The sequence below is a fragment of the Rugamonas rivuli genome, from assembly GCF_009380165.1.
Classification (GTDB): Bacteria; Pseudomonadota; Gammaproteobacteria; order Burkholderiales; family Burkholderiaceae_D; genus Rugamonas; species Rugamonas rivuli.
In genome coordinates, this window is record NZ_WHUF01000002.1 from 282,176 (window position 1) to 296,946 (window position 14,771).

General features: G+C 64.7%; 16 protein-coding genes. 13 read left to right on the plus strand and 3 right to left on the minus strand.

Features of this window, described 5'->3' with window-relative positions; all coding sequences use genetic code 11:
- Positions 1-2: 2 nt before the first annotated feature.
- From GEV01_RS06480 to GEV01_RS06515, 8 genes are read left to right on the plus strand one after another with little or no spacing between them, the layout of a single operon-like run.
- Positions 3-1,241: an NAD(P)/FAD-dependent oxidoreductase gene (locus GEV01_RS06480; protein WP_152803974.1), complete on the plus strand. Its 1,239-nt coding sequence runs from the start codon at positions 3-5 to the stop codon at positions 1,239-1,241.
- Positions 1,226-1,795 carry a DUF3261 domain-containing protein gene (locus tag GEV01_RS06485; RefSeq protein WP_152802751.1) on the plus strand — a complete coding sequence of 190 codons (570 nt, stop codon included), beginning with the start codon at positions 1,226-1,228 and terminating at the stop codon, positions 1,793-1,795. Before GEV01_RS06480 ends, GEV01_RS06485 begins: the two co-directional genes overlap by 16 nt.
- Positions 1,796-1,804: 9 nt before the next feature.
- A complete protein-coding gene (locus GEV01_RS06490) occupies positions 1,805-2,989 on the plus strand; it encodes a beta-ketoacyl-ACP synthase (protein WP_152802752.1) in 1,185 nt (394 codons plus the stop codon).
- Positions 2,986-3,447: an ApeP family dehydratase gene (locus tag GEV01_RS06495; protein ID WP_152802753.1), complete on the plus strand. Its 462-nt coding sequence runs from the start codon at positions 2,986-2,988 to the stop codon at positions 3,445-3,447. Before GEV01_RS06490 ends, GEV01_RS06495 begins: the two co-directional genes overlap by 4 nt.
- The gene (gene fabG / locus GEV01_RS06500; protein ID WP_008450808.1) at positions 3,444-4,181 is read left to right on the plus strand and encodes a 3-oxoacyl-ACP reductase FabG; all 738 of its coding nucleotides are present in this window, start codon (positions 3,444-3,446) and stop codon (positions 4,179-4,181) included. The genes GEV01_RS06495 and fabG overlap by 4 nt, the downstream gene beginning before the upstream one ends.
- Positions 4,178-5,404: a beta-ketoacyl-ACP synthase gene (locus tag GEV01_RS06505; protein ID WP_152802754.1), complete on the plus strand. Its 1,227-nt coding sequence runs from the start codon at positions 4,178-4,180 to the stop codon at positions 5,402-5,404. The genes fabG and GEV01_RS06505 overlap by 4 nt, the downstream gene beginning before the upstream one ends.
- Before the next feature lie 30 nt (positions 5,405-5,434).
- Positions 5,435-6,085, plus strand: coding sequence for a hypothetical protein (locus GEV01_RS06510; RefSeq protein WP_152802755.1), 651 nt, complete (start codon positions 5,435-5,437; stop codon positions 6,083-6,085).
- 38 nt (positions 6,086-6,123) lie between these two features.
- Positions 6,124-6,723 carry a 4'-phosphopantetheinyl transferase family protein gene (locus GEV01_RS06515; protein WP_235914265.1) on the plus strand — a complete coding sequence of 200 codons (600 nt, stop codon included), beginning with the start codon at positions 6,124-6,126 and terminating at the stop codon, positions 6,721-6,723.
- 13 nt (positions 6,724-6,736) lie between these two features.
- Here the strand turns inward: GEV01_RS06515 and GEV01_RS06520 are convergent, their stop codons facing one another.
- Positions 6,737-7,573, minus strand: a complete 837-nt coding sequence (locus GEV01_RS06520) for a polysaccharide deacetylase family protein (RefSeq protein WP_235914266.1) — start codon at positions 7,571-7,573, stop codon at positions 6,737-6,739.
- A gap of 125 nt (positions 7,574-7,698) precedes the next feature.
- On the opposite strand from GEV01_RS06520, the gene GEV01_RS06525 reads away from it, so the two are divergent.
- Positions 7,699-8,427, plus strand: a complete 729-nt coding sequence (locus GEV01_RS06525; protein WP_152802759.1) for a class I SAM-dependent methyltransferase — start codon at positions 7,699-7,701, stop codon at positions 8,425-8,427.
- Positions 8,428-8,511: 84 nt separating this feature from the next.
- Here the strand turns inward: GEV01_RS06525 and GEV01_RS06530 are convergent, their stop codons facing one another.
- Both GEV01_RS06530 and GEV01_RS06535 read right to left on the minus strand, forming a co-directional pair.
- Complete coding sequence (locus GEV01_RS06530) at positions 8,512-9,069, minus strand: outer membrane beta-barrel protein (RefSeq protein WP_152802761.1); 558 nt, start codon at positions 9,067-9,069, stop codon at positions 8,512-8,514.
- A 135-nt stretch (positions 9,070-9,204) separates the two neighbouring features.
- The gene (locus GEV01_RS06535; protein ID WP_152802763.1) at positions 9,205-9,837 is read right to left on the minus strand and encodes an energy transducer TonB; all 633 of its coding nucleotides are present in this window, start codon (positions 9,835-9,837) and stop codon (positions 9,205-9,207) included.
- Between the two features lie 152 nt (positions 9,838-9,989).
- Here GEV01_RS06535 and GEV01_RS06540 point away from each other — a divergent pair, with 152 nt between their 5' ends.
- The 4 genes from GEV01_RS06540 to GEV01_RS06555 all read left to right on the plus strand — a co-directional run bounded on the left by GEV01_RS06540 (position 9,990) and on the right by GEV01_RS06555 (position 14,763).
- Positions 9,990-10,628 (plus strand): response regulator transcription factor, encoded by a 639-nt coding sequence (locus GEV01_RS06540; RefSeq protein WP_328595450.1) that lies wholly within the window; start codon positions 9,990-9,992, stop codon positions 10,626-10,628.
- 4 nt (positions 10,629-10,632) lie between these two features.
- Positions 10,633-11,904: a sensor histidine kinase gene (locus GEV01_RS06545; RefSeq protein ID WP_152802765.1), complete on the plus strand. Its 1,272-nt coding sequence runs from the start codon at positions 10,633-10,635 to the stop codon at positions 11,902-11,904.
- A 99-nt stretch (positions 11,905-12,003) separates the two neighbouring features.
- Positions 12,004-13,917, plus strand: coding sequence for an MFS transporter (locus GEV01_RS06550; protein WP_152802767.1), 1,914 nt, complete (start codon positions 12,004-12,006; stop codon positions 13,915-13,917).
- A 102-nt stretch (positions 13,918-14,019) separates the two neighbouring features.
- A complete protein-coding gene (locus GEV01_RS06555) occupies positions 14,020-14,763 on the plus strand; it encodes a hypothetical protein (RefSeq protein WP_175022966.1) in 744 nt (247 codons plus the stop codon).
- The last annotated feature ends 8 nt before the right edge of the window (positions 14,764-14,771 follow it).

Sequence of the window (14,771 nt, forward strand, 5' to 3'; positions counted from 1 at the left end):
CAATGAACATCGAAGCCGTTGAAATCCTGATCGTCGGCGCCGGTCCCGCAGGTTCCGTGGCGGCCGCGCTGCTGCGCCAGCAGGGCCGCCAGGTGCTGGTGATCGAGCGCGAACAGTTCCCGCGCTTCTCCATCGGCGAGAGCCTGCTGCCGCAAAGTATGGCCTACCTGGAGCAGGCCGGCATGCTGCAAGCCGTGGTCGAAGCGGGCTTCCAGTTCAAGAACGGCGCGGCCTTCATGCGCAATGGCTGCTACACCGATTTCGATTTCCGCGACAAGCACTCGGCCGGCTGGGGCACCACCTACCAGGTGCAGCGCGCCGACTTCGACCACGTGCTGGCGAAGGAAGCGGAACGCTTCGGCGCCGAAGTACGCTATCGCCATGAAGTGCTGGATATCGAACTTGGCAAGGACGGTGCGTCCGCGCTGGTAACGGTCAAGGGCGCGGACGGTGCGCAGTACCAGGTGCGCGCAGGCTTCATCCTGGACGCCAGCGGTTTCGGCCGCATCCTGCCGCGCCTCCTGGACCTGGAGACGCCATCCAATTTCCCGGTGCGCGGCGCGATCTTCACCCACGTCGAAGACGGCATCCACGGCGGCGGTTTCGACCGCACCAAGATCCGCGTCACCGTGCACCCCAAGCATTGCAATGTCTGGTTCTGGACCATCCCGTTTGCCGGCGGCCGCTGCTCGCTCGGCGTGGTGGCGGAGACCAGCTTCCTCGACCGCTACCAGGGCAGCGCCACCGAGCGCCTGCAAGCCATCGTGGCGGAAGAGCCGTCGCTGTCGGCGCTGCTGCAGAACGCGAAGTGGGATACGCCGGCACGCCAGATCGTCGGATACTCGGCCAACGTCGACAAGTTGTGGGGCGAGGGCTATGCCTTGCTGGGCAATGCGGGCGAGTTCCTCGACCCGGTGTTTTCGTCGGGCGTGACCATCGCCTTCAAGTCGGCCAGCCTGGCCGCCGCCGCGTTGCAGCGCCAGTTCGCGGGCGAGCAGGTGGACTGGCAGGCCGATTTCGGCGCACCGCTGCGCAAGGGCGTGGACACCTTCCGCGCCTTCGTCGAATCGTGGTACGCAGGCGGGTTCCAGACCATCATCTTCCACGACAAGCAGCAGCCGGAGGTGCGGCGCATGATTTCGTCCATCCTGGCCGGCTATGCCTGGGACCAGAGCAACCCGTTCGTCAAGGACACGCCGCGCCGCCTGGCGGCGCTGGAGGCGATATGCGCGGCAGCGTGATGCGCTTTCGCGCGTCGGCGCTGGCGTCAGCGGCGCTGCCGCTGCTGCTGGCCGCCTGCGCCACCACGCCGCCGCCTCAGGCCAGGCTGGGACTGAAGCTGGCGCCGGCGGCGCTGGGCACGTCCATCAGCGTGCAGCAGCATCTGAAGGTGGAGCGCAACGGCCGCACCGACGATCTCGATGTCGCGCTGCAGGTGGAGCCGGACGCGATCGACGTGGTGGGCCTGGCGTTCAGCCAGCGCGTGCTGACGCTGCACTACGACGGCAAGGAACTGAGTTCGTGGCGGCACGTGATGCTGCCGTCGCAGGTGCGTGCCGAAGATGTGCTGGAAGACATGCAGCTGACTCTGTGGCCGGCCGAGGCCATCGCCGCCGCGCTGCCGGAAGGCTGGCGCATTGCCGAGCAGGGCGCCTACCGCACCCTGTTCCTGAAAGATGAACCGATTATGCAGATCAGCTACAGCGGAACGCCGCGCTGGAGCGGCACCGTAGTGCTGGACAATCTGCGCTATCACTATAAGCTGACGATACAGTTTGCGGCGCCTACCGACTGAGACCGAGGAATGTTGAATTTTTATCTGAACGCTTGCGGCATCATCTGCGCACTGGGCGACGGCCCGGAGCAGGTGAAGGCACGCCTGTTCGCCGGCGAGACAGGACTGGCGGCAACCGAACGCCATTCGCCCGGCCGCGCGCTGCCGCTGGGCTGCGTGCAGGCGCAGCTGCCGTCCGTGGAGCATCTGCCGCTGCATCAGCGCAGCCGCAACAACGCGCTGGCGCTGGCGGCGCTGGCGCAGATCCGTTCCCAGGTGGACGCCGCCGTCGCGCGCTACGGCGCGGACCGCGTCGGCGTGGTGATCGGCACCAGTACGTCCGGCATCGGCGAGACCGAGCAGGCCATGGCCTGTCATGTCGCCACCGGCGAACTGCCGCAGGACTTCCACTACGGCCAGCAGGAGATGGGATCGCCGGCCGATACGCTGGCGCGCGAACTGGGCCTGGGCGGACCGGCCTATGTGCACTCCAGCGCATGCTCGTCGAGCGCCAAGGCCATGGCCAGCGCGGCCCGCCTGATCAAGATGGGCTTGTGCGACGCCGTGCTGACCGGCGGTGTCGATTCGCTGTGCGCGTTCACGGTGGCCGGTTTTGCCGCGCTGGATTCGGTCAGCGCGGCGCAGTGCAATCCGATGAGCGCCAACCGCGACGGCATCAATATCGGCGAAGGCGCGGCCTTGTTCCTGATGACTTCCGAGGCGGCGCCGGTGGCGCTGATGGGCTGGGGCGAATCGTCGGATGGCCATCATATGTCGGCCCCCGATCCGGCGGGCGTCGGCGCGCGCATGGCGATGGCTCAGGCGCTGGAACGTGCCGGCGTCGCCGCGGCGCAGATCGACTACATCAATATGCACGGCACGGCGACGCGGCAGAACGACGCCATGGAGTCGGGCGTGATCGCGGCGCTGTTCGGCCACGAGGTGGCGGTCAGCTCGACCAAGCCGTTCACCGGCCATACGCTGGGCGCGGCCGCCGCCATCGAGGCGGCGCTGTGCTGGCTCGCCATGCAGGACGATAACCCGCAAGGCCGGCTGCCGCCGCACCTGTGGGACGGCGTTGCCGATCCGGCGCTGCCGGTGCTGAACCTGGCGGCGCCCGGCGCGGTGCTGGGCCGTCCGCTGCGCCGTGTGCTGAGCAGCTCCTTTGCGTTCGGCGGTTCCAATGCGGCGCTGCTGCTGGGGAGGACCGCATGACGATGCCGGACGTGCGCGAACTGGTGCCGCATTCCGGCCAGATGGTGCTGCTCGACCGCGTGCTGAGCGCGGACACCGACACGCTGTGCGCCGAGGTGCGCATCCACGCCGGCAGCATGCTGGCCGGGGAGGGCGGCGTCGGTGCCTGGGTCGGCATCGAATACATGGCGCAGGCGATAGCCGCGCACGCGGGCTGGCTGGCGCTGCAGCGCGGCGAAGCGGTCAAGGTGGGCTTCCTGCTCGGATCGCGCAAGTATGCGTGCAGCGTGCCGCTGTTCGCCACCGGCAGCGTGCTGCACGTGCATGTGCAGCGCGTGCTGCAAGGTGAAAACGGGCTGGGGGCTTTCGACTGCCGCATCGATGTTGCGGACGGCGCAAGCGCGGTGGCGACGGCCACGGTGACGGTATTCCAGCCCGATAATGTCAATCAATTTCTCAAAGATGGAAACGCGGTATGAATCAGAATAAGTCCATGAGCGTGCTGGTGACGGGATCGTCGCGCGGCATCGGCAAGGCGATCGCGCTGCGCCTGGCGCGCGACGGTTACGATGTGGTGCTGCATTGCCGCAGCGCGCGCGGCGAGGCCGATGCGGTCGCGCAGCAGATCGCGGAAATGGGCCGCGCGGTGCGCGTGCTGCAGTTCGATATCGGCGACCGCGCCGCCACCGCCGCCGCGCTGGAAGCGGACATCGCGGAACATGGCTGCTACTACGGCGTGGTGTGCAACGCCGGCGTCGCACGCGACAACGCCTTCCCGGCCATGTCCGGCGAGGACTGGGACATCGTGCTGCAAACGAACCTGGACGGCTTCTACAACGTGCTCAATCCGCTGGTGATGCCGCTGGTCCAGCGCCGCAAGCCGGGCCGCATCGTCACGCTGGCGTCGGTGTCGGGATTGATCGGCAACCGTGGACAGGTCAACTACAGCGCGGCCAAGGCCGGCATCATCGGCGCCACCAAGGCGCTGGCGCTGGAGCTGGCCAAGCGCGCCATCACCGTCAACTGCGTGGCGCCGGGATTGATCGAAACCGACATGACCAGCGAGGTACCGATGGAAGAAGCGCTGAAGATGATACCGGCCCGCCGCATCGGCAAGCCGGAAGAGGTGGCGGCCGCGGTCAGCTTCCTGATCGGCGAGGAGGCCGGCTACATCACCCGCCAGGTCATTTCCGTCAACGGGGGGCTGGCATGAGCCGCCGCGTCGCCGTCACCGGCATGGCCGGCATCAGCCCCCTCGGCAACGACTGGGCCACGATACGCGAGCGCCTGGGGCAGTACCGCAACGCCGTCGTGCGCATGGAGGAGTGGGAGGACTACGAGGGCCTGAACACGCGCCTCGGCGCACCGGCAGCGCCGTTCCCGCTGACCGAACGTTATAACCGCAAGGCGATCCGCAGCATGGGCCGCGTCGCCCTGATGGCCACGCGCGCCAGCGAACTGGCGCTGGCCGACGCAGGCCTGCTGGAGCACCCGCTGCTCAAGAGCGGCGACCTGGGCGTGTCCTTCGGCTCGTCGGCCGGCACGCCAAGCGCCATCGGCGATTTCGGCCGCATGATGGAGGAGCGTACCACCAAGGGCATCAACGCCACCACCTACATCAAGATGATGGCGCATACGGCGCCGGTGAACATCGGCGTCTTCTTCGGCATCACCGGCCGCGTCATCACCACTTCAAGCGCCTGCACCTCCGGCAGCCAGGGCATAGGCTACGCCTACGAGGCTATCCGCGGCGGCAAGCAGCTGGCGATGGTGGCGGGCGGCGCCGAGGAGCTGTGCGCCACCGAGGCGGCGGTGTTCGACACGCTGTTCGCCACCAGCACCCGCAACGATGCAGGCCATACCACGCCAAGGCCGTTCGACGGCGGCCGCGATGGGCTGGTGATCGGCGAGGGCGCGGGCTGTCTGATCCTGGAGGACCTGGATCATGCGCAGGCGCGCGGCGCCGTGATCCACGCGGAGCTGGTCGGCTTCGGCACCAACAGCGACGGCTGCCATGTCACCCAGCCGAATGCGGCCACCATGCAGAAGGCGATGCAGCTGGCCTTGCAGGACGCGGGCCTGCAGCCATCGGACATCGGCTACATCAACGCGCACGGCACCGGCACGCACCAGGGCGACATCGCCGAGTCGCAGGCGACGCTGGCGGTGTTCGGCGGCGGCACGCCTATCAGCTCCCTCAAGAGCTACATGGGCCACACGCTGGGCGCCTGCGGTGCGCTGGAAGCCTGGATCAGCATCGAGATGATGCGCGAGGGCTGGTTTGCGCCGACCATCAATCTGGACGTAATCGATCCGGCGTGCGCAGCGCTGGATTACATCGCCGGCGAAGGCCGGCAACTGAAGTGCGAGTACGTGATGTCGAATAACTTCGCTTTCGGCGGCATTAACACGTCGCTGATTTTTAAACGGTACTAACAGCTATTTCACGCTAACTAGGAACGGAAAATGAAAAAGAAATTTCTTCTACTGACACTGACTTTGATTGCGGTTACTGGATGCCGTACGCGGCCACTTCCGATCTCATATACTTTGACCACGTTGCCTGAGGTTGGAATGCAAGCTACGGCCGGGGTTGGAGAACGCCTTGTAACACAGGCATTGGCTAGATCTGTTCCGGTTTTAGCGATTCAAACGGATCAACCTATCGGTGACTATTTGGTTCTGAAAGGACGCTATCAGCAGTCTCAACAAAATACTGAGTACGCCACTTTTCCGAACGTGAAGATGAGGAAGATCTCTGACAATGGGAATCATTCTAACGATCTATTTTTCTTCGAAAAAGATAAAGGTACAAAGGTTCTCTGTGTCTCTCGAAGAAGTTGCGCGGAGGTTGAGTACATTACGGAGTACGCAACATCTTATAGCCCCCAATCGCTTCAGCAGACACTTCTCTATAACGGAAAAATCGGCAATCGCATCACTTTAAGCTATCGTGAATTTTCGCAAGATCTCGCGCGGCCGGCCTTCACTAACGAGGTTGCATATGATCTTTCAGAATCAAAGATTCTTGGTTATAAGGGGGCTAGGCTAGAAGTGATATCTGCGACAAACACTGAACTGACGTATCGCGTTGTCGCAGGATTTGATGCGAGATAGATCCATATGATGATATGAGTGTTCACGCAAATTTGTGGTTGACGGATCTGGACCTAGTCACGGACGAGGGACTGATACTGCATCGCGACTGGTTGTCCGCGAGCGAGATGGCGCGCTACAGGCGGTTCGTCCGCGCCCAGCGGCAGCGCCAGTTTGTCGCCGGCCGGGTGCTGGCGCGGATGGCGCTGGGCTCCTTGCTGGGCGTGGCGCCGCGCGATATCGTGCTGGAGGACCGGCCGGGCCAGGCGCCCTTGCTGAAGTCTCCGGCGCCGCGCGGCGGCCTGCCGGGTTTCAGTATCGCGCACAGCGGCCGCTGGGTGGCGTGCGCGGTGAGCGGGCAGACCGCGTTGGGACTGGATATCGAAATGCGCGACCCGCAGCGCGATCTCGCGGCATTGGCGGCGCAAGCCTTCGATGAGGACGAGATGGCGCAATGGGCGCGCTTGCAGGAATTGGATGAGGCGCGACGCGTAGCCGGTTTCTACGGCTTGTGGAGCGCGAAGGAAGCCCGCTTCAAGCTGGGCGTGGTGGCGGCGGCGCATAGCGTGGCGGTGCCGCACGAAGAATTATCGGTGGTGCTGTGCAGCGAGCTGCCGCTGAAGGCGCCGCCGGCGATAGCGCTGCATAGGTTGCCGTGACTGCGTTGCCCGATCACTGCCACAGCCAGCCCCACAGGCCGGGCAGGCGCTGTTTGGCGGCAGGGTCGTCGACGGTGCGGGCCAGCGCGGCGCGCTCCAGTTCCGCGCGGTCGTCGTAGAAGGGTTTGTCGGCCAGTGGCACGTTGAGTTCGCGCGCGACGTCGAGCAGGATGTCCAGGTATTCCTGGATGTGGCGCGAGGTGTAGGTGTTCACGTCGTGGAAGGTGACGACCACCGGCGTGCTGCCGTCCACCGCCGGCATGTCGCCTGCGGCCCAGCGTATGCGGGTCTCGGCCAGGTGCGTGAGCATGTTGGAGCGTTTGTGCCAGCTGAAGTTGATGCCGTAGATTTTGCCGTCGTTGGCATTCAGGTCGGTGAGCAGCATGTGCATGCCGTGGCGGTGGTAGGAGTCCAGCGTGCTTGCGTCATAGGCCCAGAACGGCGGGCGCACCAGCTTGGGGGCGACGCCGGTGACGGCGGTCAGGTCGTCGACGCCGCGCTGCATCGATTCGTCCAGCGTGTCGCGGCTCATGAAGCGGTGGTTGGAGTGGAAGGTGGTGGCGCTGTGCAGCGCGACCACGTGGCCTTCGTCGTGCTCGCGCCGTATCAGGGCGCGGCCGACGTCCGTGCCGCCGCCGTTCCAGGCGCGGGTCTGGGTGAAGAAGACTGCCTTGATGTGGTCCTGCAGCGGATTGCTGGCCAGCGTTTCGAGGATATGCACGGTCGGATTGTCGCTGCCGGCGGCGGCCGGCCCGTCGTCGAACGTCAGCAGGAAGCGCACCGGCGCGGGCGGCGCGTCCTGCGCTGCGGCGGGGGCGTTCAGCAGCAGCGCACAGACAACAGGCAGCAAGCGGGAAAGATGGACTGGCACGGGCAATCGGCATGGCGTTCAAAGCAGGACCGATATTGTACGTTGGTTTGCCGCCAGGGTCGCTTTTTTGACATTTTATAAACTATGGAACAACAAAGGGTTTTATGAGCGCCAACCTGGATTTACTACAGCCACCGGCGGAGCCGCACGTGCCGGAGACGGCGTTCGGCAAATGGTTTCTACGCACGGAGACCTGGACCGTGCATGTGCTGGAGCGCGCGCTGGCGGACTTGCAGCGCTTGATGCCGGCCGACCAGCCGCGCGAGTTCGGCGTGGTGGCGGACGTGGGTTGCGGCTTCGGCCGCTCGCTCGGCAAGCTGCACCAGCGCTACGCGCCGCAGCGCCTGATCGGCATGGATATCGATCCCGAGATGCTGCAGGAATCGGCCAGGGAAGTGGCGGCGCTGGGCATCGCCGCCGAGTTTATCTGCTGCTCCAGCTCCAACATCAAGCTGGAGGACGACTCGGTCGACCTGCTGTTCTGCCACCAGACCTTCCACCACCTGATCGACCAGGAGCGCGCCATCGCGGAGTTCTACCGCGTGCTGAAGCCGGGTGGCGTGCTGCTGTTCGCGGAATCGACCCGGCGCTACATCCACTCGTGGATCATCCGCCTGCTGTTCCGCCATCCGATGGATGTGCAGAAGACCGCGCCGGAGTACCTGGCCATGGTGCGCGCCGCCGGGTTCTCCGTGCCGGATAGCGCGGTGTCCTATCCCTTCCTGTGGTGGAGCCGCGAAGACCTGGGCCTGCTGGAGACGGCGCTGCGCATCAAGCCGCCGGCCGTGCGCGAGGAAACGCTGATCAACCTGGTCGCGGTCAAGCCGCGCTAGAACGCAAAAAAGCCCCATCGGCCTGGACGCGATCGAGATCGCGCCCGGTGCCGATGGGGCTTTTTCTATGTGGTGCGGGGTAGCTTAGAAGCTGTAACGCACGCCGGCCGAGAACATGTCGGCTTTGACGTTGGACGAACCGTCTTTGGCGACTTTGCCGAAGTTTTCGTATTCAGCAACGAAGCTCACTTGCTTGTTCAGTACGAACGCTGCGCCAACGCTGATGTATGGCGTGGTGCGGGTTTCGGTGTCGGACGAGTAGGTCGAGCGGTATTGGGCGGTCACTTTTTCGTGAGCAGCGGCCAGGCCCAGTTTGCCGATCAGCGAGAACTGTTCGTTCAGTGGCAGGGTGCCGGTGGCGGCGGCGTAGAAAGCGCGCGGCTTGGAGGTCAGGGTTGCGCCGTTGCCGGAAACCGATACTTCACGCAGGTCGGCGTAGCCGATTTCGGTGCCGAAGTTCTTGTTGTAGTTGTAGCCGCCAACCAGCTTGTAAGCGGTGGTGCTTTCTTTGAACGATGCGATACCTACGTCCGCTTTTTGTTCTGCACGGCCGATGTTGCCGCCGACGTAGAAGCCTTCAGCCTGAACTGCCAGTGGGGCGGCCAGAGCTGCGATCATTGCGATCATGGTGATTTTTTTCATTGTTGTTTCCTTTAGTGGCTAAATTGAATGGCTAAAAAAGCGAAACGAAATGTCCGGCCAAAACCGGGCATTTCGTTTCGCAAGGGCAACATTATACAGTTTGGTACTAAATCCGGCAAGTCATCTCAAACCAGCTTAATCATCCAGGCTCCAGACGTACTGCATGCGGGTCCAGGATTGCTGGGGCACACCGTCCAGCGTGCCGGGCTTGAACTTGCACAGCCCCAGGCCGACCTGGGCGGCGCGGTCCAGATCGCGGAAGCCGCTGGATTTTTCCACCTTTGAATCGGCCACGCGGCCGTCTGTGCCGATCAGCAGGGCCAGGGTGACGGTGCCGGTGTCGCCGTTGCGCAGCGCGCTCTTTGGATAGTCCGGCTTGGCGCAGGCCTTGGCGTCCACCACGGCCGCCACCAGCAGCGGGGCGGCCTTGACGGCTGTCTTCTCGCCCGGTTCGGCGATCCCGGCCTGCGGCGGGCGGGCCGGCGGCTGGTCTGTCAGCGGCCGCGCCGTCACCGGCGGCGGATTGGTGGGCAGCACCGGCGTTTCCATCTGCGGCACGAAGATCTCGGGCGGGGCCAGCTTGGGCAGTGGCACGTCGGGCGGCAGCACCTTGGGCGGCGGTGTTTCTGGCGCGGTCGGCGTCAGGTCGATCACCGATTCCTTGACCTTGAACACCGTCAGCTTGGAGCCATGCAGGAAGGCGGCCAGCAGCGCCACGTGCAGAACGGCCACGACCGTCAGACCGGTGAGATTCTTTTTCTGGTGCATAAAGTGCTCCTTGGTGGTGGTGGAAATTGCTATGTGTTGGAAGTATACTATTCCATGTAATAGCAAAATAAAAGGAAATTGGAAGAATATTTTGCGCGGTGCCGGTGTGTTATGCTTCCACCATCGGGTAGTAAATATTCCAGGAGGTAGTAGTGAAGAAAATACGGGTGATGCTGGCGGACGACCATCCGATCGTGATGACGGGCTTTGCGATGTCGCTGGAAGGGCAGGGGCTGCATGTGGTGGCGCAGGCGCGCACGCCGGAAGAGGCGGTGGAGCAGTACCGCGCGCACAAGCCGGACGTGGCCGTGCTCGACCTCCGCTTCGGCGAACAGCTGACCGGCCTGGACGCGGCCAAACAGATCCTGGCGCAGGCGCCGGACGCCGCCATCGTCTTCCTCAGCCAGTTCGACCAGGACAGCCTGATCAAGGAAACCTACCGCCTTGGCGGCCGCGCCTTCATGACCAAGGATTGCGATCCGGCCGACCTGGCGGCGGCGGTGCGCCGCGCCCATGACGGCGAACTGTACTTCCTGCCGCACATCGCCGAGCGGCTGGCCAATCTGTCGGTGCGCGGCGATGCGTCGCCGCAGTCGCAGCTGGACGAGCGCGCGCTGGAAATCTTCACGCTGATGGCCGAGGGACTGACCAACGCGGAGATCGCCGAGAAGCTCGATGTCTCCACCAAGACCATCAGCAACATCAGCCAGGCGGTGAAGGAAAAGCTGGGCGTGCACCGGCCGGCCTACATCACGCGGCTGGCCGTCAAGCACGGATTGATCGAGCCGTAAGCGCATGCGCTTCGACTTCTGGCGCCACTGGAGCGTGCGCGCGCGGCTGCTGTGCGTCACCGTCATCCCGCTGGCCTATATGTTCTGCACCTTCGTCTGGTACGCCTATCATTCGCGGCTGTCCGAAGTGCGCGAGGAGATGGCCGAGCGCGGCCCGCTGGTGGCCAAGGTGCTGGCCGGGAGCAGTGAATTCAGCGTGCTGTCGCGCCGCTACGACGACCTGCGGCTGACCATCAACGGCCTGCTGCAATCGGATGCCAGCATCGACCGCATCGAAGTGCTGGACGCGCAGCGGCACGAACTGGTACAGGCCTCGACACGCGCGCCGGGCCGTCCGGACGCCCGCTACTACGAGGCGCCCATCCTCAAGCGGCTGATGTTCGTCACCATGCTGGCGGCCGACGGCAAGCCCTATCTGAAGGACAAACCGGCCGGCAGCAGCGTCGCCGTCGAGACCATGGGCTATGTGCGGGTGACGATGTCGCCGTCGGCGATGCTGGTCAAGCAGACGCGCCGTTTTTACGTCGAGCTGCTGGTGGCCAGTATGGGCCTGCTGGTGTGCGCGCTGCTGGCGTGGCAGCTGTCGCAGGGTTTGAACGAGTCGCTGCAGGCGTCGATGCACAAGCTGCGCGCGGCCGATGCCGAGAAGCGCCGCCTGATCCGCAAGGTCAACACCGCCGTCGAGGATGAGCGCAAGAGCATCGCGCTGGAGATCCACGATGAATTGAACGCGACGCTGATCGCCGCGCGGCTGGAGGCGCAGCGCATCGTCGACGTCAGCCCGGCGGGCGAGGTGCGCGAGCGCGCGCAGTCCATCATCACGCTGGCGCTGGGGCTCTACAACAGCGGCCGCACGCTGGTGCGCCGCCTGCGCCCCGAGGTGCTGGACATGCTGGGACTGGACGGCGCGGTGGAGGAGATGGTGCGCCACCACGACCGCGCCGGCTGCCGCATCACCTTCCAGGCCGAGGGCGATTTCGCGCGGCTGGAAAGCGGCATCGGCATCTCGGCCTATCGCATCATGCAGGAGGCGCTGTCCAACATCGCCAAGCACGCCCGCGCCACGCAGGCGACGGTGGCGCTGACGTTGGACGCGCAAGGCCTGCGCATGGAGGTCGCCGACAACGGCACCGGCTTCGATGCGGCGCAGGCATCGGCGGGCATAGGCCTGGTCGGCATGCGCGAGCGGGTGGCCGCATTCGACGGCCGCATCGAGGTCGCCACCGCCATCGGCGCCGGTACCCGCATCGTCATTTTCTTGCCCATTTTGATTTGACGCTAGCCTATTGCCCGATGGCATGTTCGTGCAGGATTGCATGAGGTTATAATCCGCTCAATCTTTCCGTAACACTCACCAGAACGGATGCCGCACGATATGAGCCAGCCCAATCAGTTTTCCCTGTTGACGCAACGCCGCTTCGCGCCGTTTTTCTGGACCCAGTTCCTCGGCGCGTTCAACGATAATCTGTTCAAGACCGCGCTGGTCGTGATGCTGACCTTCGATGCGCTCAGCTGGACCACGCTGTCGCCGTCGCTGATCACCAACCTGATCCCCGGCCTGTTCATCCTGCCCTACGTGCTGTTCTCGGCCACCGCCGGCCAGCTGGCCGACAAGTTCGAGAAGTCCGGCCTGACGCGCTTCGTCAAGTGGCTGGAGGTGGCCATCATGTGCATCGCCGGCGTCGGCTGGATGACGCACACCCTGTGGCTGCTGGTGACGGCGGTGGTCGGCATGGGCATCCACTCCACGCTGTTCGGCCCCGTCAAATATGCCTACCTGCCGCAGCAGCTCAAGCCCGATGAACTCATCGGCGGCAACGGCGTCACCGAGATGGGCACCTTCGTCGGCATCCTGCTGGGCGAGATCCTGGGCGCGGTGCTGGTGGTGCAAAAGCCCAACGGCATCGTCTTCGAAGCTGTCGCCACCATCGCCGTGGCGCTGCTTGGCCTGATCGCCAGCTACCGCATCCCCAACGCGCCGGCGCCCGTACCTGAACTTAAAGTGAGCTGGAACTTCGTCGACGAATCGATCCGCAACATCAACTTCTCGCGCAAGAACCGCGTGGTGTTCCTGTCCATGCTGGGCAACTCGTGGTTCTGGTTCTACGGCGCGCTGGTGCTGGCGCAGTTCCCGGTGTACGCCAAGGATTATCTGCATGGCGACCACAGCGTGTTCGTGCTGCTGCTGACGGTGTTCTCGCTGGGCGTGGGCAGCGGTTCGCTGCTGTGCGAACGCCTGTCCGGCCGCAAGGTGGAAATCGGCCTGGTGCCGTTCGGCTCCATCGGCCTGTCGCTGTTCGGCGCCGACCTGTATTTGTCCAGTAACGCCTATGCCGCAGCCGCAAGCAGCGCCGCGCTGGCGGCCGGCCCGCATCTCGACGCCTTCGCGATGATGGCGCAGCACGGCATGTGGCGCATCCTGCTCGACGTGCTGATGATCGGCATGTTCGGCGGCTTCTTCATCGTGCCGCTGTTCGCGCTGATCCAGACCCGCTGCGATCCCGCCCACATGTCGCGCACCATCGCCGGCATGAACATCCTCAACGCGCTGTTCATGGTGGCGGCGGCCGGCCTGGCCATCGTGCTGCTGGGGCAGGGCTTCACGATTCCGCAGCTGTTCCTGGTGACGGCCGCGCTCAACGCGGTGGTGGCGGTGTACATCTTCTCGCTGGTGCCGGAGTTCCTGATGCGCTTCCTGGCGTGGATGCTGATCCACACCGTGCACCGCGTGCGCACCATCGACGCCGACCGCATTCCGGCCGAAGGCGCGGCGGTGCTGGTTTGTAACCACGTCAGCTACGTCGACGCCATCGTCATCGGCGCGGCCAGCCCGCGTCCGATCCGCTTCGTGATGGACCACCGCATCTTCAAGCTGCCGCTGCTGGGCTGGATCTTCCGCACCGCGCGCGCGATCCCGATCGCGCCGGCCAAGGAAGACCCGTGGCTGATGGAGAAGGCCTACGTCGACATCGCGCAGGCGCTGCACGAGGGCGACCTGGTATGCATCTTCCCCGAAGGCCGCCTGACCAGCACCGGCGAGATCAATGAGTTCAAGGGCGGCGTGGCCAAGATCGTCGAACGCACCAAGGTGCCGGTGATCCCGATGGCGCTGCGCGGACTGTGGGGCCACCTGTTGAGCCGCAGCGGCGACAATGTGTTCGAGCGCGCCTTCCGGACCGGCCTGCGTTCGCGCCTGGCGCTGGCGGTCGGCACGCCGGTGGCGCCGAACGACGTCACGCCGGAAGGCCTGAAGGAGCGCGTGCTGGCGCTGCGCGGCGACTGGAAGTAGCAGTCGCTTACGGGTGGTTACAAAGTAGTTATAAAAACGTACAAGTTTTCTTTAGAATAAGTCGCTGCCTTACCAGGGCAAAGCACACTCCAGGGAGAACCAATGTACGTACAAAAAAAACTCATCACCGCACTGGCTGTCGCCGGCGCCTTCACGCTGGCCGGCTGCGGCGGTGGAGACTTCTTGCCCAACCCGATCAAGTTGCCGGACTACGGGACGCCGGTGGCGTCGACGGTGACGGTCGACTTCAATAACGGCATCGACGGCTGGACCAGCGACGTCGCCGACTACAACGACCAGGACCGGCCGACCGAAGTGGCGTCGGGCTGGAAGGATTTGCCGGCGCCCTTGACCGGCAAGGGCTACTACCTGGCTTCGCATAACAACAGCGACGACGTGCTGACCTACGCCAGGCGCCAGCTGGACGGCTTCGTCAAGCACGCCAAGTATCTCGTCACCTTCGAGATGCGCTACGCGACCGATGCGGCCACCGGCTGCATGGGCGTGGGCGGCTCGCGCGGCGAGAGCGTGTGGATGGTGGCGGCGGCCAGCTACGACTACATCAAGACCGTGCAGCAGCCGAACGGCAACTATCGCGTGAACGTCGACCGCGGCAACCAGGCCGCCTCCGGCCCGCAGGGCAAGGTGCTGGGCACGCAGGGCGTCGAAGGGCTGAGCTGCTCCGGCGGCAAGTGGGCCAGCACCACGCGCAAGTCGAGCGAGGCGATCGAGGTGACAGCCGACAAGGACGGCCGCATCTGGGTCATGCTGGGCACCGATTCCGGCTTCGAAGGCACCAACGCCCTTTACCTGCAAGGCGCCACCATCAACATCAAGCCGCTCTGACAGACGCC

Excerpts from the sequence above, each read along its gene's own strand:
- GEV01_RS06505 (WP_152802754.1), top strand. The coding sequence starts at position 4,178 with ATGAGCCGCCGCGTCGCCGTCACCGGCATGGCCGGCATCAGCCCCCTC.
- GEV01_RS06530 (WP_152802761.1), bottom strand. The coding sequence starts at position 9,069 with ATGAAAAAAATCACCATGATCGCAATGATCGCAGCTCTGGCCGCCCCA.
- GEV01_RS06545 (WP_152802765.1), top strand. The coding sequence starts at position 10,633 with ATGCGCTTCGACTTCTGGCGCCACTGGAGCGTGCGCGCGCGGCTGCTG.
- GEV01_RS06555 (WP_175022966.1), top strand. The coding sequence starts at position 14,020 with ATGTACGTACAAAAAAAACTCATCACCGCACTGGCTGTCGCCGGCGCC.
- GEV01_RS06550 (WP_152802767.1), top strand. The coding sequence starts at position 12,004 with ATGAGCCAGCCCAATCAGTTTTCCCTGTTGACGCAACGCCGCTTCGCG.
- fabG (WP_008450808.1), top strand. The coding sequence starts at position 3,444 with ATGAATCAGAATAAGTCCATGAGCGTGCTGGTGACGGGATCGTCGCGC.
- GEV01_RS06490 (WP_152802752.1), top strand. The coding sequence starts at position 1,805 with ATGTTGAATTTTTATCTGAACGCTTGCGGCATCATCTGCGCACTGGGC.
- GEV01_RS06535 (WP_152802763.1), bottom strand. The coding sequence starts at position 9,837 with ATGCACCAGAAAAAGAATCTCACCGGTCTGACGGTCGTGGCCGTTCTG.
- GEV01_RS06485 (WP_152802751.1), top strand. The coding sequence starts at position 1,226 with ATGCGCGGCAGCGTGATGCGCTTTCGCGCGTCGGCGCTGGCGTCAGCG.
- GEV01_RS06495 (WP_152802753.1), top strand. The coding sequence starts at position 2,986 with ATGACGATGCCGGACGTGCGCGAACTGGTGCCGCATTCCGGCCAGATG.
- GEV01_RS06510 (WP_152802755.1), top strand. The coding sequence starts at position 5,435 with ATGAAAAAGAAATTTCTTCTACTGACACTGACTTTGATTGCGGTTACT.
- GEV01_RS06525 (WP_152802759.1), top strand. The coding sequence starts at position 7,699 with ATGAGCGCCAACCTGGATTTACTACAGCCACCGGCGGAGCCGCACGTG.
- GEV01_RS06480 (WP_152803974.1), top strand. The coding sequence starts at position 3 with ATGAACATCGAAGCCGTTGAAATCCTGATCGTCGGCGCCGGTCCCGCA.